Below are 22,058 nucleotides of genomic sequence, written 5' to 3'. Positions count from 1 at the left end.
CCATGAAGCGCTTTTCGCTCTCCAAGACCCTTCCCGCCGCTCTCCTGGCCCCTCTTCTGGCCATTGGAGCCCTGGGCCTGTCGGCCTGCGGCTTCACCCCGCTGTACGGCTCCCAGACGGTCACCAAGGGGCTTGGCTCGATCGAGGTGGTCGCCGCCAGTGGCCGCTCGGGCTATCTGCTGCGCGAGAAGCTGGACGACGCCCTGGCGCGCGACGTCAACCTGCTGCCCACCTACCGCCTGGTCTACACCATCAATGAGATCCGCTATGCGCGCGGCGTTCGCGTCGACAATGTCGCCAACCGCTACGAGTTGAGCCTGACGGCCAACTGGCGGCTGCTGGATATCAAGACCGGCCAACAGCTGCGCTCGGGATCCACCAACACGACGGTGACCTACGACTCGGCCGACCAGCCCTACGCCTCCATCGCCGCCCAGCAGGACAGCCAGGAACGCGCCGCGACCGAACTGGCTCGCCGGATCCAGCTGGAACTGGCCACCTGGCTCGCGGGCAAGGCCCAGCCCAAAGCCTAGGGCCCTATCGCCATGATCCTGTCGAAACGACCGGACATCGAACGCTTCCTGCGGGATCCGGCCGCCGATATCCGCGCCGTGGTCATCTATGGCCGCGATCGCGGCGTGGTGCGCGATCGCGCCGACCAGCTGGTCAACAAGCTGTTCGCGCGCCCCGACGACCCGTTCGACACCGCCCAGCTGACCGAAGGCGATCTGGACAGCCAGGCCGGCAAGCTCGAGGACGAGCTTTCGGCCCTGTCGATGATGGGCGGCCGTCGCCTGGTGCGCCTGCGCCTGAGCGGCGAGAAGAGCGGGCCGGACAAGCAGGCCGCCGAGGCGCTCACCCGTCACGTCGAGGGCCAGCTGAACCCCGACGCCTTCTTCCTGATCGAGGCCGGCGTCCTGGGCCGAGACTCGACCCTGCGCAAGGTCGCCGAGAAGGCCAACGGCGCCGCCGTGATCCCCTGCTACGAGGACGAGGCCGGCGACCTGGCCCGCCTGGCCCGCGAGACCCTCGCCAAGGACAAGGTCAGCCTGAACGGCGAGGCCCTGGACCTGTTCGTCTCGCGCCTGCCCAAGGAGCGCGGCGTGGCCCGCGCCGAGATCGAACGCCTGGCGCTGTTCCTGGGTCCGGGCAGCGGCGTGGTGGCCACCCCCGCCGACCTGACCGACTTCCTGGGTGTCGAGCCCGAGGCTTCCCTGGGCGACGCCGCCATCGACGCTTTCGGTGGTCGCGTGGGTCCCGCCCAGGCCGGCCTGCGTCGCGCCGCCGCCGAGGGCGAAGGCGGGCCCGCCGCCGTGCGCGCCATGGGCTACCACCTGGGCCGCCTGCGCCGTACCCTGACCCTGCACAAGAACGGGATCGACCTGGCGGCCGCGGCCAAGGCCTCGGGCGTGTTCTGGAAGAGCGAGCGCGAGTTCCTGCGTCAGGCCCGGGCCTGGACCCTGGACCAGCTGCTGGTGGTCCAGGCCGAGGTGCTGGCCGCCGACAAGGCGTGCAAGACCTCCGGCTCGCCCGACCAACTGATCTCCGAGCGCCTGGCCCTGCAGATCGCCGGCAAGGCGCGCCGGCTCGGTCTCTAGACGCGAGTTCGCCGTCCGGACCGGTACGCCGAGGATTCGTCAAACCGCCGATCACTTCATCCACAGGAATCTATCGATTCCGACCTTGGAACGGCGCGACCGAATTCAGAGCCGAATTCGGCGTTTTCAGTTATTTTTCAGCCGCTTGTCCGAAAATCGACGCTTCGTCAGGCTCGATTCTGACGAACAGCTCGACCAGGGACACGGTCGAGCCGCCTTCTGTGCGCGACAGAAGACCCTCCGAAACGGCCTCAGGCGCCCCGCGTCAGGCGATTGCAGAGATCGTCCAGTTGTTCGAGCGTGGCGTAGCGAATGGTCAGGGCGCCGGCGCCGCCGCGATCGTCGATCTCGACATCGAGGCCTAGCAGCGACGACAGATCCGCTTCCAGGGACTGGGTGTCGGTGTCCTTCGATTTCGGAGCACGACCGCCGCCCGACTTGGCGCGGGCTTCGCCGTCGGCGTTCGGCGCGCGACGGGCCAGGGCCTCGGCGTCGCGGACCGACAGGCCCTTGTCGATGACTTCGCGCGCCAGGGCGGCCGGATCCGGAACGTTGGCGATGGCGCGAGCATGGCCGGCGGTCATCTCGCCCGAGGTGACGTAGTGCTGGACCGAGTCCGGCAGCGACAGCAGGCGCAGGGTGTTGGCCACATGGCTGCGGCTCTTGCCCACGGTCTGGGCGATCATTTCCTGGGTCTGGCCGAACTTCTCGATCAGCACCTTGTAGCTCAGCGCCTCTTCAATGGCGTTGAGGTCGGCGCGCTGGACGTTCTCGATGATGCCGATCTCGAGCACGGCCAGGTCGTCGAGTTCGCGGACCATGATCGGGATGGTCTTCAGGCCGGCCCGCTGGGCCGCTCGCCAGCGGCGCTCGCCGGCGACGATCTGGTACTCGCCCGCCGCGCCCGGGGCGGGGCGGACCAGGATCGGCTGCAGGACGCCCTTCTCCCGGATCGAATCCGAAAGTTCTACCAAGTCTTCCTCGCGGAAGGTCCGGCGAGGCTGATCGGGATTGCGTCGTACCAGCTCGATCGGCGCCTCGCGCGAGCCGGCCACGGTATCACCGGGCGCCTGAGCGGGAGCGGAATCGACCTCGCCGAGCAAGGCGGAAAGCCCGCGACCCAACCCACGACGACCTTCAGACATTCCCGGCTCTCCCACCACGACCGACTCCCTCACGCGCTCAACACTCAATTTCGACAATGACTTGGATGGTTATCCTCAGACGGGCTCTAGGCCGCCTGGGCCAGCCTGGACTTTTCGCGGCTGATCACTTCGCGCGCCAGGCGCAGGTAGGCCTGGCTACCCGCGCATTTCAGATCGTAGAGCAGCACGGGCTTACCGAAGGACGGCGCCTCGGACACTCGGACGTTACGCGGTATGACCGCGTCATAGACCTTGTCGCCAAAGTGCTCCCGGACATCCTTGGCCACCTGGTCCGACAGGCTGTTACGGCGATCGTACATGGTCAGCACCACGCCCTGGATTTCCAGCTTCGGATTGAGGCTCCCGCGCACCCGCTCGATGGTGCGCATCAACTGGGTCAGACCCTCCAGGGCGAAGAACTCGCACTGCAGCGGCACGAACACCGCGTCGGCGGCGGTCATGGCGTTGACGGTCAGCACGTTCAGCGACGGCGGGCAGTCGATCAGCACATAGGTGTAGGGGCCGTTGGCGCGCAGCGGCTCAAGCGCATCGCGCAGGCGGTACGAGCGCCGCGCCTGCTGGCCCAGTTCGATCTCGACGCCCGACAGGTCGGCGTCGGCCGGGATCACGTCCAGGCCCGGCAGCTCGGTCTTGACCGCGGCGTCGACCACCGGGGCCTCGCCCATCAGCACGTCGTAGAGCGTCGTGCGGCGCTGCAGGCGGGTGATGCCCAGGCCCGTCGAGCAGTTGCCCTGCGGGTCGGCGTCGATCAGCAGCACGCGCTCGCCGCAGGCCGCCAGGGCGGTGCCCAGATTGATCGCGGTCGTGGTCTTGCCCACCCCGCCCTTCTGGTTGGCGATGGCGAGAACGCGCAGCGGTTGGTCAGACTTTACGGACACTCTTAAGCCCCTTCACTTGCACGATCTGGCCTCGCGGGTCGCTCAACGACGGCCGCAGGGTCGACTCGAATTTCCAATATGTGGCGGCCTCGGCCAGCTCCGTCGCGACATCTTGTCCCTTCAGGAACCAGGCGGTCGCGCCGCGCTTGAGGTAGGGCTGGGCATAGCCCAGCAGTCTGACCATCGGCGCGCAGGCCCGGGCGGTGACGACGTCGACCTTCAGGTCCAGCTCTTCGGCCCGGACGTTGTGGATCTCGGCGGGCAGTCCCAGCGCATCGACGGCGACGCGCAGGAACTTGCAGCGCTTGGCCATGCTCTCGACCAGGTGGACCTTGGCTCCGGGCGTGTCCTTCAACAGGATCGCCAGCACCACGCCGGGCAGGCCGGCGCCGGCGCCCAGGTCGGCCCAGGTCTTGGCGTCCGGGGCCAGCTGCAGAAGCTGGGCGCTGTCCCAGGCGTGACGGTTCCAGTAAGTGGCGATCGTCGCCGGACCCACCAGGTTCATCACTTCGTTCCACTCGGCCAGCAGGGCCTGGAACCGTGTCAGATCGGCCAGCTGCGCGTCGGTGCAGCCCGTCAGCCGCTGGAAGGCCGTCGCGTCGACGGGGTCAAGATCCTCGATCACCAAGGGCGCGGCGGCGGTGGACATCAGGCGGCCTTCGCGCGACGAACATGCGCCAACAGCGCCGTCAAGGCGCCAGGCGTCACGCCTTCGATCCGGGCCGCCTGGCCCAGAGTCAGGGGCTTCACGCGGGTCAGCTTCTCGCGCACTTCGTTCGACAGGCTGCCGACCAGGGCGTAGTCGAGGTCGGCCGGCAGGCGCAGATCCTCTTCCTTGCGGAAGGCTTCGGCGTCGTTGCGTTGGCGATCGAGATAGCCTGCATAGGCGGCTTCGATCTCGATCTGCTCGCGGGCCATCGGGCTCCACGTGGAAATCTCCGGCCATACCGTGGTCAGGCCGTCGAGCGTGACGTCAGGCAGGGCCAGCATGGCTAGGACGTCGCGGCGCTGACCGTCGTGATTGACCTTGAAGCCGGCGCGATTGGCTTCGGCCGGGGTCAGGGTCACCGAGCGGGCGAAGGCGCGGACGGCTTCCAGCTCGGTCTTCTTGGCGGCCCAGGCTTCGGCGCGAACCTCGCCCACCACGCCCAGGGCCAGGCCCTTGTCGGTCAGCCGCTGGTCGGCGTTGTCGGCCCGCAGGATCAGGCGGAACTCGGCCCGGCTGGTGAACATTCGATAGGGTTCGGTGACGCCCCGGGTGACCAGGTCGTCGATCATCACGCCGATATAGGCCTCGTCGCGAGCGAAAACGGCGGGCTCCCTGCCCTGCGCCGCCAGCGCCGCATTGAGTCCGGCCATCAAGCCTTGAGCGCCGGCTTCCTCATAACCCGTCGTGCCGTTGATCTGACCCGCCAGGTAGAGCCCCGGCAGGCGCTTGGTCTCCAGCGTCGGGTAGAGCTCGCGCGGATCGACGTAGTCATACTCGATCGCATAGCCGTACCGGATGACCTCGACGTTCTCGAGGCCCGGCATGGTGCGCAGGAACAAGAGCTGGGTTTCGGCCGAGACCGAGGTCGAGACGCCGTTCGGATAGACCGAGTCGTCGTCCAGGCCTTCGGGCTCCAGGAACACCTGGTGACTGGTCTTGTCGGCGAAGCGGACGACCTTGTCCTCGATCGACGGACAATAGCGCGGGCCGATCCCCGTGGCGCGGCCGCCATAGACCGCCGACTCGCCCAGGCGCTCGGCGATGATCTTGTGGGTCTCGGCCGTGGTGTAGGTGATGCCGCATTGGATCTGCGGCACATCCACGTGGGACGTCAGGAACGAGAACGGCTCGGGCTGGGCGTCGGCGGCCTGCATCTCCAGGCGATCCCAGGCGATGGTCTTGCCGCTCAGGCGGGCGGGCGTGCCGGTCTTCAGGCGGCCCATGTCGAAGCCCAGGGCGTAGAGCCGATCCGACAGGCCGATCGACGGCGCGTCGCCGACACGGCCGGCGGGGGTGCGGGTCTCGCCCTGGTGGATGACGCCTTTCAGGAAGGTGCCGGTGGTCAGGATCACACGTGAAGCGCGGTAGACGCCGCCCTCCCCGTCGATCACGCCGGCCACCACGCCATCCTCGACGATCAGGTCTTCCACCGCCGCGGCGACGACATCAAGGTTCGGATAGGCGAACAGCTCGGCCTGCATGGCTTCGCGATAGAGCTTGCGATCAATCTGCGAACGGGGACCACGCACGGCGGGGCCCTTTGAGCGGTTCAGAAGACGATATTGGATGCCGGCCTTATCGCCGATCCGGCCCATCAAGCCGTCCAGGGCGTCGATCTCGCGGACCAGATGGCCCTTACCCAGGCCGCCGATGGCCGGGTTGCACGACATCTCACCGACGGTCTCGCGCTTGTGGGTCAGCAGCAGGGTCCGCGCGCCGGCGCGGGCCGACGCGGCGGCGGCCTCGCAGCCGGCGTGACCGCCGCCGATGACAATGACATCCCAAGTGTTGGACAAGCTGCGCGCCTCAATGCGAACGCCCCCATCGCGACTTGGACGTCTCGGCGGGGGCGTGGTTAGCCTTATACGTGGAACTCCCCGGATCGGCGAGTCGGACTCCGGTGTTTCACGTGAAACACGCCCGAGACATCTGTGATCAGCCTGTGGACAATTCAAGCCGATGTTTCACGTGAAACATCACTTCCCGATGCAGAAGCTTGAAAACACTCGATCGAGCACATCCTCGGGATCAATACGGCCCGTGATCCGCGACAGGGATCGAGCGGCCAAGCGGACGTCCTCCGCCGCCAGTTCGACCTCCAGGCCAACGTCAGAAAGGGCGCGCTGAAGATAGGTGCGGGCCTCGGCCAAACTCTCGGCGTGGCGAATGCGGGTGGCGGCCGGAAACTCCGCGCCTGACAGAGCGTCGACGACATGCGCCGTCAGAGCCGCCCTCGCCTCCTCCGCACCGCCGGGCTTGCGGGCCGCCAGTTCGACGACCTTCAGCCCCTGAGCCGCCAGGATCTCGCGCAGCTCTTCCAAGCGGTATGCGTCGACGAGATCGATCTTGTTGATCACCGCCCAGTCGCCGGACCGCAGCACGGACAGCTCGTTGTTCTGTTTCACGTGGAACATGGCCGCATCGACCACCCAGAGACGCAGATCGGCGTCGGCCGCCCAGGCCCTCGCCCGGCGCACGCCTTCGGCTTCGATGGCGTCCTCGGTTTCGCGCAGGCCGGCGGTGTCCGCGAGCAAGGTCTTGTAGCCGCCCAGGGTCAGCGGAACCTCGATGATGTCTCGCGTCGTCCCGGGAGTTGAAGTGACGATGGCCGCATCACGCTCGACCATGGCGTTGAGCAAGGTGCTCTTGCCGGCGTTGGGCGCGCCCACCAGAGCGATCCGGAACCCATCCCGCACCCGCCGACCCCGTGAAGCATCCTCCAGCGCGGTGGCGATCTCAGCCTCCAGAGCCTCCAGGCCTGGTCGAGCGCGCGCGGCCACATCCTCGGGAAGCTCTTCATCGGGAAAGTCGACCGCCGCCTCCAGCATGGCCAGCGCCTGAACCAGCATGCCTCGCCAGGTATCGTATCGTTCGCTCAGCGCGCCGCCGAGCTGGCCGAGCGCCTGGCGGCGTTGGGCCTCGGTTTCGGCGTCGACCAGGTCGGCCACGCCTTCGGCCTGGGTCAGGTCCAGCTTGCCGTTCTCGAAGGCTCGGCGCGTGAACTCGCCCGGCTCGGCCAGGCGAAGGCCGTTGTCCGCCAGGGCCTGCAGCACCGCCTCGACCACCGCGCGGCCGCCGTGCACGTGAAACTCCGCGGAGTCCTCGCCGGTGTAGCTGGCAGGCCCTTCGAACCAGACGACCAAGGCGTCGTCCAGGGGCACGCCCTGATGGGTCAGCTGGCGCAGGACCGCCCGGCGCGGTTGGGGCACGGCGCCCGCCAGATCCCGCACCGCCTCGCTGGCGCGCGGACCGGAGATCCGGATGACCGCGACGGCCGCCCTGCCCGCGCCCGTGGCCGGCGCGTAGATCGTGTCGTTCATTCCGACTTGCCGCCCATGCCGCTGACCGCCGCGCCGGCGGCCGCCGTCATCAGCTTGCGGAACTGATCCTGGGCTCCCGCTCCGAACGCCATCCAGTTCTTCATCAGCTCTTCCGGCGCCAGCATGGCCATGTTGGAGGTCATGCGATCCTGCATTTCCTTGACCAGATGCTCGTTCAGGCTGCTCACATCGGGTAGGCCCAGGAAGGCGCGGGCTTCCACCGGCGTGCAGTCAATCTCAATGGTCATCTTCATGATCTGGGGTTCCCTGCCGTGGAAGCACGATGTTGTTATGCCTCGACCGCACCGGCGCACGTTAGAGCGCTTCGGTCGAAAGTCCCATCGACGCCGCAAGATCCCTATCGATACGGAGCGCCCCAATGAGCGAGACCCTCACGATCACCACGCCCGACGGCGCCTTCTCCGCCTATGTGGCGCGTCCGTCGGCCGCCTCCGCGCCGGCCATCGTCGTCATCCAGGAGATCTTCGGCGTCAACAAGGTGATGCGCGATGTCTGCGACGCCCTGGCCGACCAAGGTTTCGTGGCCATCTGCCCCGATCTCTTCTGGCGCATCGAACCCGGTATCGACATCACCGACCAGAGCGAAGCAGAGTGGAAGCGAGCCTTTGAGCTCTTCAACGCCTTCGACGTCGACGCCGGCGTTTCGGACATCGCCGCGACCATCGCCGCCGCCCGCGTCCTACCCGGCGTCAGCGGCAAGGTCGGCGCGGTGGGCTATTGCCTCGGCGGCCTGCTGGCCTTCCTGACGGCCACCCGCACCGACGCGGACGCCAGCATCTCCTACTATGGCGTCGGCATCGAGAAGCACGTGCCCGAGGCCGAGAAGCTGGCGCGGCCCTTGCTGATGCACATCGCCGAGGAGGACCAGTTCGTGCCGAAGGAGGCCCAGAAGGTCATCCTCGATGCGCTGAAGGAACATCCGCAGATCCAGATCCACACCTATCCCGGGCGTGACCACGCCTTCGCCCGCGTGGGCGGATCGCACTATGACGCGGCCGACGCCGGTAAGGCCAACGGCCGCAGCCTGGCCTTCTTCAAGTCCAACCTGGGCTGACCGTCATGCTGGCCATACAAGCCGTCCGGACCGGCGGCCCCGAGGTGCTCGAGATCGTCGACCTGCCCGTCCCCTCACCCGCTCCCGGTCAGATCCTGGTCCGGCATCAGGCCGTGGGCCTGAACTTCATCGACACCTATCATCGCTCCGGCCTCTACCCGATGAAGATGCCGGCGGTGCTGGGCCTGGAGGCGGCGGGCGTCGTCGAGGCGCTGGGCGAAGGCGTCACCCGGTTCAAGGCCGGTGACCGCGTCGCCTATAACGGCACGCTCGGCGCCTATGCCGAAGCCGCCGTGGTCCCGGCCGATCGCGCCGTGAAGGTCCCGGAAGGCGTCAGTCTCGAGACCGCCGCGGCCGTGCTGCTCAAGGGTATGACCGCCGAGTTTCTCGTTCGCCGCTGCCATACGGTCGAACCGGGTCAGACCGTGCTGATCCATGCCGCCGCCGGCGGGGTGGGTTCGATCCTGGTGCAATGGGCCAAGGCCCTGGGCGCGACCGTGATCGCCACGGTCGGCTCGGAGGCCAAAGCCGTCATGGCCCGCGACCACGGCGCCGACCATGTGATCCTCTACGGCGAGGAAGACGTCGCGGCTCGGGTTCTGGAGATCACGAGCGGTCAAGGCGTGGCCGTCGCCTATGACGGGGTCGGCAAGGACACCTTCGAGGCCAGCTTCAAGAGCCTGGGCCGGCGCGGCGTGTTGGTCACGTTCGGCAACGCCTCCGGGCCCGTGCCGCCGTTCGCGCCGCTGGAGTTGTCGGGCAAATCGCTGTTCGTCACCCGGCCTCGTCTGTTCGACTACATCGCCACCACCGCCGAGCTGGACGAGAGCGCGGCGGCCCTGTTCGCGGTGCTGGAATCCGGCGCGGTGAAGATCGAGGTCGGGCAGACGTTTCCGCTGGCGCAGGCCAGAGCGGCCCATGAGGCTCTGGAGGGACGGCGGACAACCGGGGCGACGTTGCTGATTCCGTAGATCCAGCCGCTTGGGCCCGCTCGCGGGGATAGACGGCGCTCTATCCCCGCCACGGCGGAGAGAAATCCCAGCCCTTTCAACACCCTGAAAATAATCAGCGTCACCAACGCGCCAGCCCTCAAACCTCCCGCACAATAATCCCGTCTCCATCACGGGGAGGGCTCTTGGTACCGGCCCAAGCAGGCGATGGAGATGGAACCGAGCGGGGCCGCGCAGCGCCTTGCGCGAGGCAGGTTGTGGGTCTGTTCGTGGATAGATCCGGGACCCAACGAAACCTCGCCGGGATCTGCGCGGGTTGACGGGGCTGGAAAGTTCAAACCGGCCTGTTCGAGGATCAGTCGGAGTCGCCGACGGCCCCTTCCGGGTGACTTTGATCCTGCCCGCCTGAGGGGAAACGTCGATCGGGATGAAACAGGCCCTCAATCGCCGTCCCTTGAGAAGAACGGTTTCGCGGAGCGGACGGGTCTAGCCGAAACGCACTTTCAAACTCACGGTCATCCGGGCTGGGCCCGGACCGCTTCGCGCCTCCCCACCTCGCTCACAGCCAGATTCGCGTGGGATCACACCCGCTTGTCCCCACCGCATGAAAAAGGGCGGCTGGATCTCTCCAGCCGCCCTTCGTGTTTCACGTGAAACACCAAGCTTAAGTGTTCATGCTCTGGAAGAAATCGCCGTTCGTCTTCGACTGGCGCATCTTCTCCAACAGGAACTCGATGGCGTCCGAAGCGCCCATCGGGTTGAGGATGCGGCGCAGGACGTAGGTCTTCTGCAGCTGGTCGCGCGGAGTGATCAGCTCTTCCTTGCGGGTGCCGGACTTCAGCACGTCGATGGCCGGGAAGATGCGCTTGTCAGCGACCTTGCGGTCCAGGACGATTTCCGAGTTACCGGTGCCCTTGAACTCTTCGAAGATCACCTCGTCCATCCGGCTGCCGGTGTCGATCAGGGCGGTGGCGATGATCGAGAGCGAGCCGCCCTCCTCCACGTTCCGCGCGGCGCCGAAGAAGCGCTTGGGGCGCTGCAGGGCGTTGGCGTCGACACCGCCGGTCAGAACCTTGCCCGACGACGGGACGGTGGTGTTGTAGGCGCGGCCCAGACGCGTGACCGAGTCCAGCAGGATGACGACGTCGCGCTTGTGCTCGACCAGGCGCTTGGCCTTTTCGATGACCATCTCGGCCACCTGCACGTGGCGGGTCGCCGGCTCGTCGAAGGTCGAGGCGATGACCTCGCCCTTCACCGTGCGCTGCATGTCGGTCACTTCTTCCGGGCGCTCGTCGATCAGCAGGACGATCAGGTAGCACTCGGGGTGGTTGGTCTCGATGGACTTGGCGATGTTCTGCAGCATCACCGTCTTGCCGACGCGCGGCGGGGCGACGATCAGGCAGCGCTGGCCCTTGCCCAGAGGGGCGACGATGTCGATGACCCGGCCCGAACGATCCTTGATGGTCGGATCGGGCAGTTCCATGTGCAGGCGCTCTTCAGGATAGAGCGGCGTCAGGTTGTCGAAGTGGACCTTGTGCTTGACGTTGTCCGGGCTCTCGAAATTGATCTTCGAGACGCCGGTCAGGGCGAAGTAGCGTTCGCCTTCGCGCGGCGAGCGGATGGCGCCCTCGATGGTGTCGCCGGTGCGCAGGCCGAACTTGCGGATCTGCGAGGGCGACACGTAGATATCGTCCGGACCCGGAAGATAGTTGGCTTCCGGCGAGCGCAGGAAGCCGAAGCCGTCCTGCACCACTTCCATCGTTCCCGAGCCCGAGATCTCCACGCCTTCCTCGGCGAGGGTCTTCAGGATCGCGAACATCATGTCCTGCTTGCGCATGGAGTTGGCGTTCTCGACCTCGAAGGTCTCGGCGAACGCCAGCAGGTCGGCCGGGGATTTCTCCTTCAGCTCCTGCAGGGACATGGTCTTCAGGCCCATGGCCGCCACGGTGGCGCCCACTTCGGATTCGTCGTCGCCGCCGTCGCCTTCGGGCGCGTCCTGCGGTTCGCTGGAAACCTCGGCCGTCGTGTCGATGACGGGCTCTTCGGTCTCGGATTGGTTTTCGGTCTGGTCGGTCATAGGTGACACTCAACGTCGCGCGGCCCGCGAGGATGCGAGCCGAGCCTTGGTTCTAAAACGGACTCGTCGCGGTAAGGCGGCGAGCGGGTCGCGCCATGACGACGGCGCGTATCGATCGGGGGACAGACCTTCGAAGCTAGAGGCTCCGGGGGCGCGTCAGGACGAGCGCCGGTCCGTAAGAGGCGGGAACGCGGAGCCTGGGCGCCGCGTCTGCTGGATGGGAACCACAAGCGGCCCGCCCGGTCAAGCGGAGCCGCTGCAAGGTTAAGGAACCGGACCTACATCCATTCCGTCGTAGGTCGCCAACCCCTCGCCTTGGGCGAAGGCGTAGAATTCCGCATTACGGGCGTCGAGGCTGTCCACGGTATGGTGTTCAACGCGCTCGACGTGCAGCCACCAGACGCCCCTGTCGCGATGGATTTCGACCAGCCGGTAGCCTCGGCCGACGAGGATCTTGGCGGCCTGATCGACTTTCGCTCGATCGGGACTGGTGAAGAAATAGCCCCAGAGTAGCGGACCATCGACGTTCCATGCCGCCGAACCCCGCATGTTCGAAAACATCTCTTCCAGCTGAGCGTGCGAGATCCGCGGAGCCGCCCATGCCCCGATTGGGCCGGTGGTCAGCACCAAGGCGGCCATCGCCGCGCCAAACCGGTTGACCCTCATGTCAGTGGCCCAGGAACTTGGTCGTCACCGACAGCACGATGACGATCGCCGCCAGGAACGGGAGTTCGTTGGTCATCCGCCAGAACTTCTCCGAGCGGGCGTTGGTCCCGGCGGCGAACTGGCGGCGGGCCTTGGAAACGAAGCCGTGCCAACCGAACAGGAAGATCAGGGCCGCGATCTTGGTCAGGGCCCAGGGCTTGAGGAAGAAGTCGTGACCCAGGCGCTGGGTGTCGATCATCGCCAGCAACAGGCCCATCAGCAGGGCCAGGATCATGGCCGGGTTGATGATGATCCGCAGGGTGCGCAGCTCGGCCAGCTTGAAGACGGCGTCCATCTCCGAGCCGGGCTCGGTCTTCATATGGTAGACGAACAGGCGCGGCAGGATCAGCATGCCGGCGATCCAGGCCATCACGAAAATGATGTGCAGGCCACGGATCAGGTCGAAGTGGCCGGCCAGGAAATCCATCATGCGCGTGCCCCCGATTTGTTCGGACATTGGGTGCGATCCCCGCCGCAGCGCCAGGCGCAGGCGGTGACCAAACGGTCGGGCGCGCCGAGCACGTTCCCGACGGCGCGACCTAGGCCCTCGATGAATCCCGGCGTGACGCCCAACGCCGGCACGCGGACATAGACCGGGCAGCCGTTCTCGAACGCCACCTGACGGTATTCGTGGTCCAGTTCGACCAGAGTCTCGATGTGCTCGGACACGAAGGCGATCGGAGTCACGACCAGGGCCAGGCCCTGCTGGCTGGCGGCGCGGATCTCGTCCTCGGTCGAGGGGCCAATCCATTTCATCGGACCGACCCGGCTCTGATAGGTCACCCGCCAGTCCCAGCCCTCGCCCTCGCCCAGCCTGGCGGCGACCGCCGCCGCCGTGGCTTCGATCTGCTGCTGGTAGGGATCGCCGGCCAGGATCACCTTTTCGGGCAAGCCGTGCGCCGAGAATAGCAACCGCGCCGGACCGGGACGACCGGCCTTGTCGTAGGCGGCCTTGATCAGGTCGGCATGCGCCTGAACCAAAGCTTCGTCCGTCGGATAGCAGCAGACCGTCGAGACCCGGCCCGGACCCTTACGATAGGCCCGCTTCCAGGCCTTCAGCGACGAACCGGTCGTGGTCGACGAATATTGCGGATAGAGCGGCACCAACACGACCTCGTCCGGGGCGAAGGCCTTCACGGCCTTGGCGGTCTCGTGGGTCAGCGGCTTCCAGTAGCGCATGGCGATGAAGCAGCGGGTCTCAGCGTCCGGAAAGCGCGCGGCCAGATCGGCCTCCAGCGCCCTGGCCTGCTTTTCCGTCTCCGGCAGCAGGGGCGAACCGCCGCCCATCAGGGCGTAGTTCTCCTTGGCCAGCTTGGCGCGCGTCCCGGCGATCAGGGCGGCGATCGGATAACGCAGCAGGGCCGGCAGGCCGATGATGGCCGGATCCCGGAACAGGTTGAACAGGAACGGCCGCACCGCGTCCGGCCCGTCGGGTCCGCCCAGATTGAACAGGACGACGGCGATCCTGCGCCCCTGCCCCTTCATGGTCGTCACTTGCCGGTGACCCGGGCCAGCACCGCCTCGACGTGGGCGATCGGCGTGTCGGGCAAGATGCCGTGACCCAGGTTGAAGATGTAGGGACCTTGCCCCCACTGTTCCAGAAGCTGGTCGACCCGCGCCAGCAGGGCGTCGCCGCCGGCCCGCAGCAGCAGAGGATCGAGCGCGCCCTGGATGGCCTTGGTCTTCTGGATCGACTGGCCCAGCGCCGCCGAGGCCTGGGTGTCCAGCGCCACGCCCTGAACCGGCGCGAGCTTGGCGTAGGTCTCGACCAGGGTTCCGGCGCCGCGCGGGAAGCCGATGATCGGGGTCGTGACGCCCCTGGTCCGCAGGCCCTCGACAATGGCGGTGTGCGGCTTCGTCACCAGGCGATCGAACAGCGGCTCGGACAAGCCCTCGGCCCAGCTCTCGAACAGCTTCAGCACCTGAGCGCCCGACGCGGCTTGCATGGCCAGATAGTCGATAGTGGCGTCGACCAGCACCTGGATCAGGGCGTCCAGCTTTTCCGCGTTCTGGTAGGCATAGGTCCGCGCGCCGGAGCGATCGCTGGACCCGCCCTCGATCATGTAGGTCGCCACGGTCCAGGGCGCGCCGGCGAAACCGATCAGGGTGCGCTCAGGCTCGAGCGCCGACCGCACGCGGCTGAGCGTTTCGCCCACCGCGCCCAGCGCCTGGCCGGCCTGGCCCGTCAGGTCGCGCATCGACTCGATCGACGGCAGCCCGCCCAGCTTGGGTCCCTCGCCCGCCTCGAACCACACCTTCTGGCCCAGGGCCTGAGGGATCAGCAGGATGTCGGCGAAGACGATAGCCGCATCATAGGGAAAACGCCGCATGGGCTGCAGCGTCACCTCGGCGGCCTTTTCCGGGTTCAGGCAGAAATCGATGAAGGTCGGCTCGGTCGCGCGAACGGCCCGATACTCCGGCAGGTACCGGCCCGCCTGCCGCATGAACCACACGGGCGGACGTTCGGCCTTCTGGCCATCCAGGACGGAAAGGAGCTTGGGCTTCTGATCGATCGACATGCTGGCCTTAAATCCCGTCAGGCCCGTGGGCTCAAGCCCGTATCTCCCCGGAGGCCTTCTTCCCTTCTTCCTTCTTTCTTTAAGAAGATTTTAAGGAAGATTGTAGGAGATGGTGAGCAAGTGCCTAACGGGGAAAACCCGTTCGCGCCGCACCATGCCCCCCGTCCATCCGAAATCTGTCCAAGCTCGACCCACATGTGGGCTCGGGGCTGTTAACTATGGGGACAAGTCGCTAGTCCGCCGTAATTCCTAATGAAACGTTAAGATGGTGAACGGCGCCGTAACCATGAGCGTTCGCTCATCCCCGGTTTGGGGGAATCGGAAACGCACCGGCGATGGCGGTGGGTCGAGACTGGGGATTGTCGGCGATCAATGTGACCGTTTAACACAGGGTCAGTTCGACGCGCCGTAACGAGCCGGGATTCACCCCCGCTCATCCCCAGGGGCCAGGCCAGTGGTTAAGCAACCGTTAACGGATGATCCACAGGAAGCTGGCGCCGCTGAGGGTGAAAGAAGCCCGCCGCGCTTCGCCACCTACTTCCATATTCACCTGGTGTCGGACTCGACGGGTGAGACCCTGAACGCGATGGCGCGGGCCGTTTGCGCCCGTTTCACCGACATTCTGCCTATCGAACACATCTACGCCCTGGTGCGTTCCACGCGCCAACTCGACCGGGCGCTCGAGGAAATCGCCGGTGCGCCGGGCGTGGTCATGCACACCATCATCGACCCGAACCTGCGGGCGGCGCTGGAGGAAGGCTGCCGACGACTGGAAATGCCGTGCATCGCCGCCCTCGACCCAGTGGTCAGCGCCATGTCGCGCTATCTGGGCGCGCGGATCTCGACCCGGGTCGGCGCCCAGCACGCGCTGAACAACGACTATTTCGACCGGATCGAGGCGCTGGACTACGCCATCGCCCACGACGACGGCCAAGGCGGTCAGGATTTGACCCAGGCCGACGTCATCCTGGTGGGCGTGTCGCGCACCTCCAAGACCCCGACCTGCATCTATCTGGCGCATCGGGGCGTGCGGGCCGCCAACGTGCCGCTGGTGCCGGGCCGGCCGCCGCCCGAGGAACTGTTCACTTTGAAGAACACCCTGATCGTCGGCCTGATGACCTCGCCCGAGCGACTGATCCAGATCCGCCGCAACCGCCTGCTGTCGCTGAAGGAAAACCGCGAGAGCGACTATATCGACACCGACGCGGTGCGGCAGGAGATCATCGGCGCGCGCCGGCTGTTTGAGAAACAGGGCTGGCCGATCATCGACGTCACCCGGCGTTCGGTCGAAGAGACGGCGGCGGCGATCATCAACCTGCTGTCGGGCGGCCGCGGCCAGGTCGAGGTGCTGGGATGAGCTCGCCCCCCATTACCTTGGCGTCGAAGAGTTCGGCCCGCCAGGCGATCCTGCGCAACGCCGGCGTCGTGTTCGAAGCCGTGGGCTCCGGCGTCGACGAAGACACGGCCAAGGCCGGCCTGCTGGCCGAAGGCGCCTCGCCGCGCGACGTGGCCGACGCCCTGGCCGAGCTGAAAGCGTTCAAGGTCTCGACCAAGCGGCCCGGCCTGGTGATCGGCTCGGACCAGACCCTGGAGCTGGACGGCGCCCTGTTCGACAAGGTCGATACGGTCGAGGCGGCGCGCGAGCGACTGATCCAGTTGCGCGGCAAGGTCCACAAGCTGCACTCGGCCGTGGTCGTGGCCCGTGACGGGCAGCCGATCTGGCGCGTGGTCGAGACCACCAAGCTGTCGGTCCGCCCCTTCAGCGACGCCTGGCTGGACGGCTATCTGGCGCGCAACGCCCCTGACATCCTGTCCTCGGTCGGCTGCTATTTCCTCGAAGGCGAGGGCGTGCAGATGTTCGACCGCATCGACGGCGACTATTTCGCCATCCTCGGCCTGCCCGTCGTCGGCCTGTTCGACTTCCTGCGTCTTCATGGAGCCCTCGAGGCATGAGTTTGACTGGAGCCGCCATCGTCGCCGGCGTGTGTGGCCAGCCGATCCGCCACTCGATGAGCCCGGTGATCCACAACGCCTGGATCGCGGCGGCGGGGCTGAACGCGGCGTATGTCCCGTTCGGGCCCGGCGAGGACAATTTCGAGACCTTCGTCGAGGGTCTGCGTGGCGGCGCGATCCGAGGTCTCAACGTCACCATCCCGTTCAAGGAGCAGGCCCTGGCCTGCGCCGACCGCTGCAGCGACCTAGCCAAGCTGGCGGGGGCCGCCAACCTGCTGATCTTCGAGGCCGACGGCGCGATCACGGCCGACAATACCGACGGTCCGGGCCTGATCGGGGCCATCGCCGTCCAGGCGCCGGGCTTCGACCTGACCGCCTCGCCGGTGGTGATCCTCGGCGCTGGCGGCGCGGCGCGGGGCGCGGCGGCCGCCCTGGCCCTGGCCGGCGCGCCCAAGGTCAGCATCGTCAACCGCACCTTCGCCCGGGCCGAGGCTATCGCCCGTTCGATCGGCGGCGTGGTCGAGGCGGCTTCGGACAACGAGCTCGACGTCCTGCTGGCCCAAGCCGGCCTGGTGATCAACGCCACCTCCCTGGGTCTGGGCGGCGGCGCGGGCCCGGCGGCTCGGCTGGAGCTGACCCCGACAAACGCCGTCGTGGTCGACATGGTGTACAAGCCGCTGCGCACCGAGTTCCTGCAACGAGCGCAGGCCGCCGGCCGCCGGACCGTCGACGGGCTGGAGATGCTGCTGCGCCAAGCCGTCCCCAGCTTCGAGCGCTTCTTCGGCGCGACCCCGCCGGCGGAGGTCGATGTCCGGGCCCTGGCCTTGGCCCAGCTTGGAGACGCCGCGACATGATCATCGTCGGCCTGACCGGTTCCATCGGCATGGGCAAGTCGACCACCTCGACCATGTTTCAGGACGAGGGCGTGCCGGTCTATGACGCCGACGCGGCGGTCCACGCGCTCTACGCCAGCGGCGGAGCCGCGGTCGGACCGGTCGAGGCGGCCTTCCCCGGCGTGGTGGTCGACGGCGCCATCGACCGCACGAAGCTCAGCGCGGCGGTGGTCGGTAATTCCGAAGCCCTGGCGGCGCTGGAATCGATCGTTCACCCGCTGGTCGGCGCCCACCGCATCGGCTTCTTCGAGGACGCCCGGGATCAGGGCGCCGACATCGTCGTGCTTGACATTCCCCTGCTGTTCGAGACCGGCGGCGAGCGCAAGGTCGACAAGGTGGTGGTGGTCTCGGCCCCCGCCGACCTGCAGCGCGAACGGGTCCTGGCCCGGCCGGGCATGGATGTCGCCAAGTTCGAGGCCATCCTGGCCCGCCAGACGCCGGACGCCGAAAAGCGGGCCCGCGCCGATTTCGTGATCGATACGGGCCGGGGCCTGGACGCCGCCCGCGACCAGGTCCGCGACATCCTGACTCGCCTTCGATCGGCGGCTCCGCTTGAAGGTCGGGGCGAACAAGCCCATTAGAATCCCATGGCGCGGGAAATCATCCTCGATACCGAAACCACCGGTTTTGACCCCAAGACCGGCGACCGGCTGGTCGAAATCGGCTGCATCGAAGTGGTCGACTTCATGCCCACGGGCCGGTCGTTCCACGAATATTGCGACCCGCTGCGCGACATGCCGGCCGAGGCCCAGAAGGTTCACGGCCTGTCGTCGGAGTTCCTGACCGGCAAGCCGAAGTTCCACGAGATCGCCGACCGGTTCCTGGAATTCGTCGGCGACAGCCCAGTCATCGCCCACAACGCCGCCTTCGACCGCAGCTTCGTCAATTTCGAGCTGGAGAAGTGCGGCCGCCCCCCGATTGTCGAAGCCAGCTGGGTCGACACCTTGGCCATGGCCAAGAAGCGTTTTCCGGGCATGTACAACTCGCTCGACGCGCTGTGTAAGCGGTTCAAGATCAGCCTCGACAGCCGCGACAAGCACGGCGCCCTGATCGACGCCCACTTGCTGGCCGAGGTCTATCTCGAACTGCAAGGCGGCAAGGAACGGGCGCTGGAGCTGACCGCCGTGGTCGCCGTCAACGCCGTCTCGGCCGCCCGCGCCGGCTCGTACGGCGCCAGGCCCCGGCCGCTGGCCCCACGCTCGACCGAGGCGGAGCGCGAGGTCCACCTGGCCTTCATCCAGAAGAACTTCAAGGACAAGGCCGTCTGGATCCAGTTTGGCGTCGGGGTTCCGGCCGAAGGCTGAGTTCACGCCAACCTCCACTTCCCCAGCCTCTCCATGCGGGAGGCTTTGATGAACCGATCACTTGCCCCCACCGGACCGCTTCGCGGTCGTCTTCCCCCGGAGGGGGAAGAGCCTCCGCCCCCTACGGGGGCGGACAGACCGCGAAGCGGTCAGGTGGGGGCAAGTGAGTGTGATCCCACGCCAAATGGCTGTGAGTAGATGGGGAGGTGCGGAGCGGCCGGGCCCAGCCCGGAGACCGTGATGTGAGTATGCGTTTCGGCTAGACCAGTCCGCTCCGCGAAACCGTTCTTCTCAAGGGACGGCGATTGAGGGCCTATTTCATCCCGATCGACGTTTCCCCTCAGGCGGGCAGGATCAAAGTCGCCCGGAAGGGGCCGTCGGCGACTCCGACTGATCCTCGAACAGGCCGGTTTGAACTTTCCAGCCCCGTCATCCCGCGCAGCGTCCGGCGAGGTTTCGGTGGGTCCCGGATCTATCCACGAACAGACCCACAACCTGCCTCGCGCAAGGCCCTGCGCGGCCCCGCTCGGTTCCATCTCCATCGCCTGCTTGGGCCGGTACCAAGAGCCCTCCCCGTGATGGAGACGGCTCTGATTGTGCGGGAGGTTTGAGGGCTGGCGCGTTGGTGACGCTGATTATTTTTCAGGGTGTTGAAAGGATTGGGGTTTGTGGGACGGCTGGCGGGGATAGACGCCGCTCGATCCCCCAAATCACCCTCTTCCTTCCGGGAGGGAGTTCAAGGCGCGTTGGCAAGCCACGGACCAGGCCTCAACTGACCTCGAAATCTTCAGGGCCGAACGTGGTGAAGCCGTGGGCCTGAACCAGCGTGGCCTCGCCCGCCGCGATCCGCGCCGAGGGGTTGGGGCGCGGCTCGGCGACCTTGTGCAGGGTGTTGCGGTCGATGTGCCGGAAGGGCGCGGCGCGGCCTCGGACCTGCAGCATGGTCGTCGAGACATAGGACCACCCGCCATCGGCCTCGAAACGCACGTCCAGCTCGTAGGAGTCGGTGCGGAACGCCCATTCCAGGAAGTCGGTCGAGCAGATGCCATAGCCGGGCCCGCCCCGATCGGCCCGGATCGTGAGGCCCGACCCGTCCGGCGCGGCCTGGCCCTTGGCCAGGGCCACCTGGGCGCGGGGGATGGCCAGGGTCTGCATGATCAGGCCGGTGGCCGGCTCCCACAGCCAGTAACCGACCTGGTCATGGAAGGTGGTGTCCTCGTCCGAAGCGACGATGTGGACGTGATAGCGCAGGCCGTAGAGCAGCTGTGGTCCGTTGGCCTGGGGATCGATCGGCTGCATCTCGATGCGCTCGAGGAAGTCGCGCCGCTCGGGGCCGTCGGCCTTGGGATTGAGATCGACGCCCTTGCGGCCTTCCCAGACGCCGGCCAGCCGCCGCAGCGGACCCAGATTGGCCAGGGTGTCGGGATCCACATCCGCCGGTTCGGTGAAGATGTCGTCGGGAAAGTCGATCATGGCGGGCCTAGTCCGGCAAAGCTTGTGTCGTGCCAGGAGGGATGGCTGACATCAAGGCCAGCTAAGCTTGGTTGCTAAAATGCTTATCGCCTGACAGATCGCGGCTAGGCCGGCGGATCCGGCACCTAAGGCGCTCCACCTGCTCTGCTCGATCAAGGTGGCAGGGAGGTTCACTCGATGTCCATTGAGGCTGGTGACGATGGTCTTGCCGATCGTAGTGCCTTGCCCGTGTGGATCTTCACCGTCCTTCGGTCTCACCTCAGCTCGTGCTGATTTGAACCAAAATACGGCAGCGGCCACCGCAAATAGGACCGAGAGCCAAGTCGTCGCGTTAGCAAGCATTCTCAAATTCCCCCACTTGGAATTGGCGTCCAGTTTAGTGGATGCAACTCCGCCCTAAACCAGCAGGTCCGCCGTCACCGGCGCGTGGTCGCTGGGACGCTCCCACTCGCGCACCGTATCGTGGACCTTCGCGCTGACCTTGCCGTCGACAAACGCCGCGTCGCGCAGGCCGGGGCTGGCCAGGATATGGTCCAGGCGCAGGCCGCGGTTGGATTTGCGGAAGTCGGCGGCGCGGTAGCTCCACCAGGAAAACAGCTTTTCCGGCTCGGGCGTGGTCAGGCGCGGCAGGTCCAGCAGATCCATCGACTTGACCATGGCGTCGAAGGCTTCGAGCTCGGCCGGGGTGTGGCTGACGACCTTCAGCATCTGGCGGTGGCTCCAGACGTCGTTCTCGCCGGGCGCGATATTGAGGTCGCCGGTGACGATCAGCGGGTCCTTGGGATCGCGCTTCTTCAGGGCGGCGGTCAGGGTCTCGTAGAAGTCCAGCTTGTGGTCGAACTTCGGATTGCCGACGCGGTCGGGCGTGTCGCCGCCGGCCGGGATATAGAAGTTCTGGATGTCGACGCCGGCCACCTTGACCGCCACGCAGCGGGCATGGCCCTCGCGGCAGTTCATCAGGGTCGGGACGTCCTCGAACGGCAGGCGTGAGGCGATGGCCACTCCGTGCCAGCCCTTTTGTCCGGCGATCTTCAGGTGCGGCAGGCCGGCGGCGACGAAGGCTTCACGCGGAAACTCGGCCTCCTGGCACTTGATCTCCTGCAGGCACAGGACATCAGGCGCCTGCTCGTCGACGAAGCGGGCGACCTGCTCGGCGCGCAGGCGGACGGAGTTGACGTTCCAGGTGGCGATACGGAGGCGCATGCGGTTCCTCTAGAGCTTGCCGCCTCTCGATCACAACGAAAAACGCCCAAGCGCCGGAGCGCTTGGGCGAAAGTCGGGTCTCTCATGCCGCCGCCGGGAGGGGATAGGTCCGGCACGGTTGCGAAGAGCGGGTCGGGCGCTCCTCGCCATGCGTGTTAAATCTGCCACGGCCAGAATCTAAGTCAAGGACAATCGCGTTAACATCTTGCATGTTGTGAAATTGTCGCATTCGGAC

22 protein-coding genes are annotated in these 22,058 nt (G+C 66.7%); 9 read left to right on the top strand and 13 right to left on the bottom strand.

Features of this window, described 5'->3' with window-relative positions; all coding sequences use genetic code 11:
- The first annotated feature begins 2 nt into the window (after nucleotides 1-2).
- Together lptE and holA are read left to right on the top strand one after the other, a co-directional pair.
- A complete protein-coding gene (lptE, locus tag G3M62_RS24300) occupies nucleotides 3-533 on the top strand; it encodes an LPS assembly lipoprotein LptE (protein ID WP_165191106.1) in 531 nt (176 codons plus the stop codon).
- Nucleotides 534-545: 12 nt separating this feature from the next.
- Nucleotides 546-1,598, top strand: coding sequence for a DNA polymerase III subunit delta (gene holA / locus G3M62_RS24295; protein WP_165191105.1), 1,053 nt, complete (start codon nucleotides 546-548; stop codon nucleotides 1,596-1,598).
- A 251-nt stretch (nucleotides 1,599-1,849) separates the two neighbouring features.
- Here holA and G3M62_RS24290 read toward each other — a convergent pair whose 3' ends face one another.
- From G3M62_RS24290 to G3M62_RS24265, 6 genes are all read right to left on the bottom strand, one after another.
- Nucleotides 1,850-2,743 (bottom strand): ParB/RepB/Spo0J family partition protein, encoded by an 894-nt coding sequence (locus G3M62_RS24290; RefSeq protein WP_165191104.1) that lies wholly within the window; start codon nucleotides 2,741-2,743, stop codon nucleotides 1,850-1,852.
- Between the two features lie 86 nt (nucleotides 2,744-2,829).
- A complete protein-coding gene (locus tag G3M62_RS24285) occupies nucleotides 2,830-3,642 on the bottom strand; it encodes a ParA family protein (protein WP_165191103.1) in 813 nt (270 codons plus the stop codon).
- Nucleotides 3,626-4,291, bottom strand: a complete 666-nt coding sequence (rsmG, locus tag G3M62_RS24280; protein ID WP_165191102.1) for a 16S rRNA (guanine(527)-N(7))-methyltransferase RsmG — start codon at nucleotides 4,289-4,291, stop codon at nucleotides 3,626-3,628. The genes G3M62_RS24285 and rsmG overlap by 17 nt, the downstream gene beginning before the upstream one ends.
- The gene (gene mnmG, locus G3M62_RS24275; protein ID WP_165191101.1) at nucleotides 4,291-6,147 is read right to left on the bottom strand and encodes a tRNA uridine-5-carboxymethylaminomethyl(34) synthesis enzyme MnmG; all 1,857 of its coding nucleotides are present in this window, start codon (nucleotides 6,145-6,147) and stop codon (nucleotides 4,291-4,293) included. Before mnmG ends, rsmG begins: the two co-directional genes overlap by 1 nt.
- A gap of 180 nt (nucleotides 6,148-6,327) precedes the next feature.
- Entirely contained in the window at nucleotides 6,328-7,671 is a 1,344-nt protein-coding gene (gene mnmE, locus G3M62_RS24270) for a tRNA uridine-5-carboxymethylaminomethyl(34) synthesis GTPase MnmE (protein ID WP_165191100.1), read from the bottom strand.
- Complete coding sequence (locus tag G3M62_RS24265; RefSeq protein ID WP_165191099.1) at nucleotides 7,668-7,925, bottom strand: DUF6489 family protein; 258 nt, start codon at nucleotides 7,923-7,925, stop codon at nucleotides 7,668-7,670. The genes mnmE and G3M62_RS24265 overlap by 4 nt, the downstream gene beginning before the upstream one ends.
- 125 nt (nucleotides 7,926-8,050) lie before the next feature.
- Here G3M62_RS24265 and G3M62_RS24260 point away from each other — a divergent pair, with 125 nt between their 5' ends.
- Nucleotides 8,051-8,746 (top strand): dienelactone hydrolase family protein, encoded by a 696-nt coding sequence (locus tag G3M62_RS24260; protein ID WP_165191098.1) that lies wholly within the window; start codon nucleotides 8,051-8,053, stop codon nucleotides 8,744-8,746.
- 5 nt (nucleotides 8,747-8,751) lie between these two features.
- On the top strand, nucleotides 8,752-9,717 hold the full coding sequence (locus tag G3M62_RS24255) for a quinone oxidoreductase family protein (protein ID WP_165191097.1): 966 nt from the start codon (nucleotides 8,752-8,754) through the stop codon (nucleotides 9,715-9,717).
- Nucleotides 9,718-10,360: 643 nt separating this feature from the next.
- On the opposite strand, the gene rho is transcribed toward G3M62_RS24255, so the two are convergent.
- The 5 genes from rho to hemE form a co-directional block, all read right to left on the bottom strand.
- Nucleotides 10,361-11,773, bottom strand: a complete 1,413-nt coding sequence (gene rho / locus G3M62_RS24250) for a transcription termination factor Rho (RefSeq protein ID WP_165191096.1) — start codon at nucleotides 11,771-11,773, stop codon at nucleotides 10,361-10,363.
- Nucleotides 11,774-12,037: 264 nt separating this feature from the next.
- The gene (locus tag G3M62_RS24245) at nucleotides 12,038-12,439 is read right to left on the bottom strand and encodes a ribonuclease E inhibitor RraB (protein ID WP_205691928.1); all 402 of its coding nucleotides are present in this window, start codon (nucleotides 12,437-12,439) and stop codon (nucleotides 12,038-12,040) included.
- Between the two features lies 1 nt (nucleotide 12,440).
- Nucleotides 12,441-12,908, bottom strand: coding sequence for a CopD family protein (locus G3M62_RS24240; protein ID WP_165191429.1), 468 nt, complete (start codon nucleotides 12,906-12,908; stop codon nucleotides 12,441-12,443).
- Nucleotides 12,905-13,963 (bottom strand): ferrochelatase, encoded by a 1,059-nt coding sequence (gene hemH / locus G3M62_RS24235; RefSeq protein WP_165191428.1) that lies wholly within the window; start codon nucleotides 13,961-13,963, stop codon nucleotides 12,905-12,907. The genes G3M62_RS24240 and hemH overlap by 4 nt, the downstream gene beginning before the upstream one ends.
- Nucleotides 13,964-13,968: 5 nt before the next feature.
- Nucleotides 13,969-14,997, bottom strand: coding sequence for a uroporphyrinogen decarboxylase (hemE, locus tag G3M62_RS24230; RefSeq protein WP_165191095.1), 1,029 nt, complete (start codon nucleotides 14,995-14,997; stop codon nucleotides 13,969-13,971).
- A gap of 454 nt (nucleotides 14,998-15,451) precedes the next feature.
- Here hemE and G3M62_RS24225 point away from each other — a divergent pair, with 454 nt between their 5' ends.
- The 5 genes from G3M62_RS24225 to dnaQ are packed head-to-tail and all read left to right on the top strand — an operon-like array spanning nucleotide 15,452 to nucleotide 19,147.
- Entirely contained in the window at nucleotides 15,452-16,354 is a 903-nt protein-coding gene (locus tag G3M62_RS24225; RefSeq protein ID WP_165191094.1) for a pyruvate, water dikinase regulatory protein, read from the top strand.
- Nucleotides 16,351-16,950 carry a Maf family protein gene (locus G3M62_RS24220; RefSeq protein ID WP_165191093.1) on the top strand — a complete coding sequence of 200 codons (600 nt, stop codon included), beginning with the start codon at nucleotides 16,351-16,353 and terminating at the stop codon, nucleotides 16,948-16,950. The genes G3M62_RS24225 and G3M62_RS24220 overlap by 4 nt, the downstream gene beginning before the upstream one ends.
- Nucleotides 16,947-17,804 carry a shikimate dehydrogenase gene (gene aroE / locus G3M62_RS24215; protein ID WP_165191092.1) on the top strand — a complete coding sequence of 286 codons (858 nt, stop codon included), beginning with the start codon at nucleotides 16,947-16,949 and terminating at the stop codon, nucleotides 17,802-17,804. Before G3M62_RS24220 ends, aroE begins: the two co-directional genes overlap by 4 nt.
- Entirely contained in the window at nucleotides 17,801-18,424 is a 624-nt protein-coding gene (gene coaE, locus G3M62_RS24210) for a dephospho-CoA kinase (protein WP_165191091.1), read from the top strand. The genes aroE and coaE overlap by 4 nt, the downstream gene beginning before the upstream one ends.
- 6 nt (nucleotides 18,425-18,430) lie before the next feature.
- Nucleotides 18,431-19,147, top strand: coding sequence for a DNA polymerase III subunit epsilon (gene dnaQ / locus G3M62_RS24205; protein ID WP_165191090.1), 717 nt, complete (start codon nucleotides 18,431-18,433; stop codon nucleotides 19,145-19,147).
- 768 nt (nucleotides 19,148-19,915) lie between these two features.
- On the opposite strand, the gene G3M62_RS24200 is transcribed toward dnaQ, so the two are convergent.
- Together G3M62_RS24200 and G3M62_RS24195 are read right to left on the bottom strand one after the other, a co-directional pair.
- Nucleotides 19,916-20,620, bottom strand: a complete 705-nt coding sequence (locus tag G3M62_RS24200) for an FABP family protein (RefSeq protein ID WP_165191089.1) — start codon at nucleotides 20,618-20,620, stop codon at nucleotides 19,916-19,918.
- A gap of 396 nt (nucleotides 20,621-21,016) precedes the next feature.
- Nucleotides 21,017-21,823, bottom strand: a complete 807-nt coding sequence (locus G3M62_RS24195) for an exodeoxyribonuclease III (RefSeq protein ID WP_165191088.1) — start codon at nucleotides 21,821-21,823, stop codon at nucleotides 21,017-21,019.
- Nucleotides 21,824-22,058 lie beyond the last annotated feature (235 nt).

It is taken from the genome of Caulobacter soli, from assembly GCF_011045195.1.
Classification (GTDB): domain Bacteria; phylum Pseudomonadota; class Alphaproteobacteria; order Caulobacterales; family Caulobacteraceae; genus Caulobacter; species Caulobacter soli.
The sequence above is the reverse complement of the archived record's forward strand: the minus strand, read 5'-3'. Positions and strand labels throughout refer to the sequence as shown.

Bases quoted from the DNA above. Each gene is read 5' to 3' on its own strand.
- lptE (WP_165191106.1), top strand. From the start codon at position 3: ATGAAGCGCTTTTCGCTCTCCAAGACCCTTCCCGCCGCTCTCCTGGCC.
- holA (WP_165191105.1), top strand. From the start codon at position 546: ATGATCCTGTCGAAACGACCGGACATCGAACGCTTCCTGCGGGATCCG.
- G3M62_RS24290 (WP_165191104.1), bottom strand. From the start codon at position 2,743: ATGTCTGAAGGTCGTCGTGGGTTGGGTCGCGGGCTTTCCGCCTTGCTC.
- rsmG (WP_165191102.1), bottom strand. From the start codon at position 4,291: ATGTCCACCGCCGCCGCGCCCTTGGTGATCGAGGATCTTGACCCCGTC.
- mnmE (WP_165191100.1), bottom strand. From the start codon at position 7,671: ATGAACGACACGATCTACGCGCCGGCCACGGGCGCGGGCAGGGCGGCC.
- G3M62_RS24265 (WP_165191099.1), bottom strand. From the start codon at position 7,925: ATGAAGATGACCATTGAGATTGACTGCACGCCGGTGGAAGCCCGCGCC.
- G3M62_RS24260 (WP_165191098.1), top strand. From the start codon at position 8,051: ATGAGCGAGACCCTCACGATCACCACGCCCGACGGCGCCTTCTCCGCC.
- G3M62_RS24255 (WP_165191097.1), top strand. From the start codon at position 8,752: ATGCTGGCCATACAAGCCGTCCGGACCGGCGGCCCCGAGGTGCTCGAG.
- rho (WP_165191096.1), bottom strand. From the start codon at position 11,773: ATGACCGACCAGACCGAAAACCAATCCGAGACCGAAGAGCCCGTCATC.
- G3M62_RS24245 (WP_205691928.1), bottom strand. From the start codon at position 12,439: ATGAGGGTCAACCGGTTTGGCGCGGCGATGGCCGCCTTGGTGCTGACC.
- G3M62_RS24240 (WP_165191429.1), bottom strand. From the start codon at position 12,908: ATGATGGATTTCCTGGCCGGCCACTTCGACCTGATCCGTGGCCTGCAC.
- hemH (WP_165191428.1), bottom strand. From the start codon at position 13,963: ATGAAGGGGCAGGGGCGCAGGATCGCCGTCGTCCTGTTCAATCTGGGC.
- hemE (WP_165191095.1), bottom strand. From the start codon at position 14,997: ATGTCGATCGATCAGAAGCCCAAGCTCCTTTCCGTCCTGGATGGCCAG.
- G3M62_RS24220 (WP_165191093.1), top strand. From the start codon at position 16,351: ATGAGCTCGCCCCCCATTACCTTGGCGTCGAAGAGTTCGGCCCGCCAG.
- aroE (WP_165191092.1), top strand. From the start codon at position 16,947: ATGAGTTTGACTGGAGCCGCCATCGTCGCCGGCGTGTGTGGCCAGCCG.
- coaE (WP_165191091.1), top strand. From the start codon at position 17,801: ATGATCATCGTCGGCCTGACCGGTTCCATCGGCATGGGCAAGTCGACC.
- dnaQ (WP_165191090.1), top strand. From the start codon at position 18,431: ATGGCGCGGGAAATCATCCTCGATACCGAAACCACCGGTTTTGACCCC.
- G3M62_RS24200 (WP_165191089.1), bottom strand. From the start codon at position 20,620: ATGATCGACTTTCCCGACGACATCTTCACCGAACCGGCGGATGTGGAT.
- G3M62_RS24195 (WP_165191088.1), bottom strand. From the start codon at position 21,823: ATGCGCCTCCGTATCGCCACCTGGAACGTCAACTCCGTCCGCCTGCGC.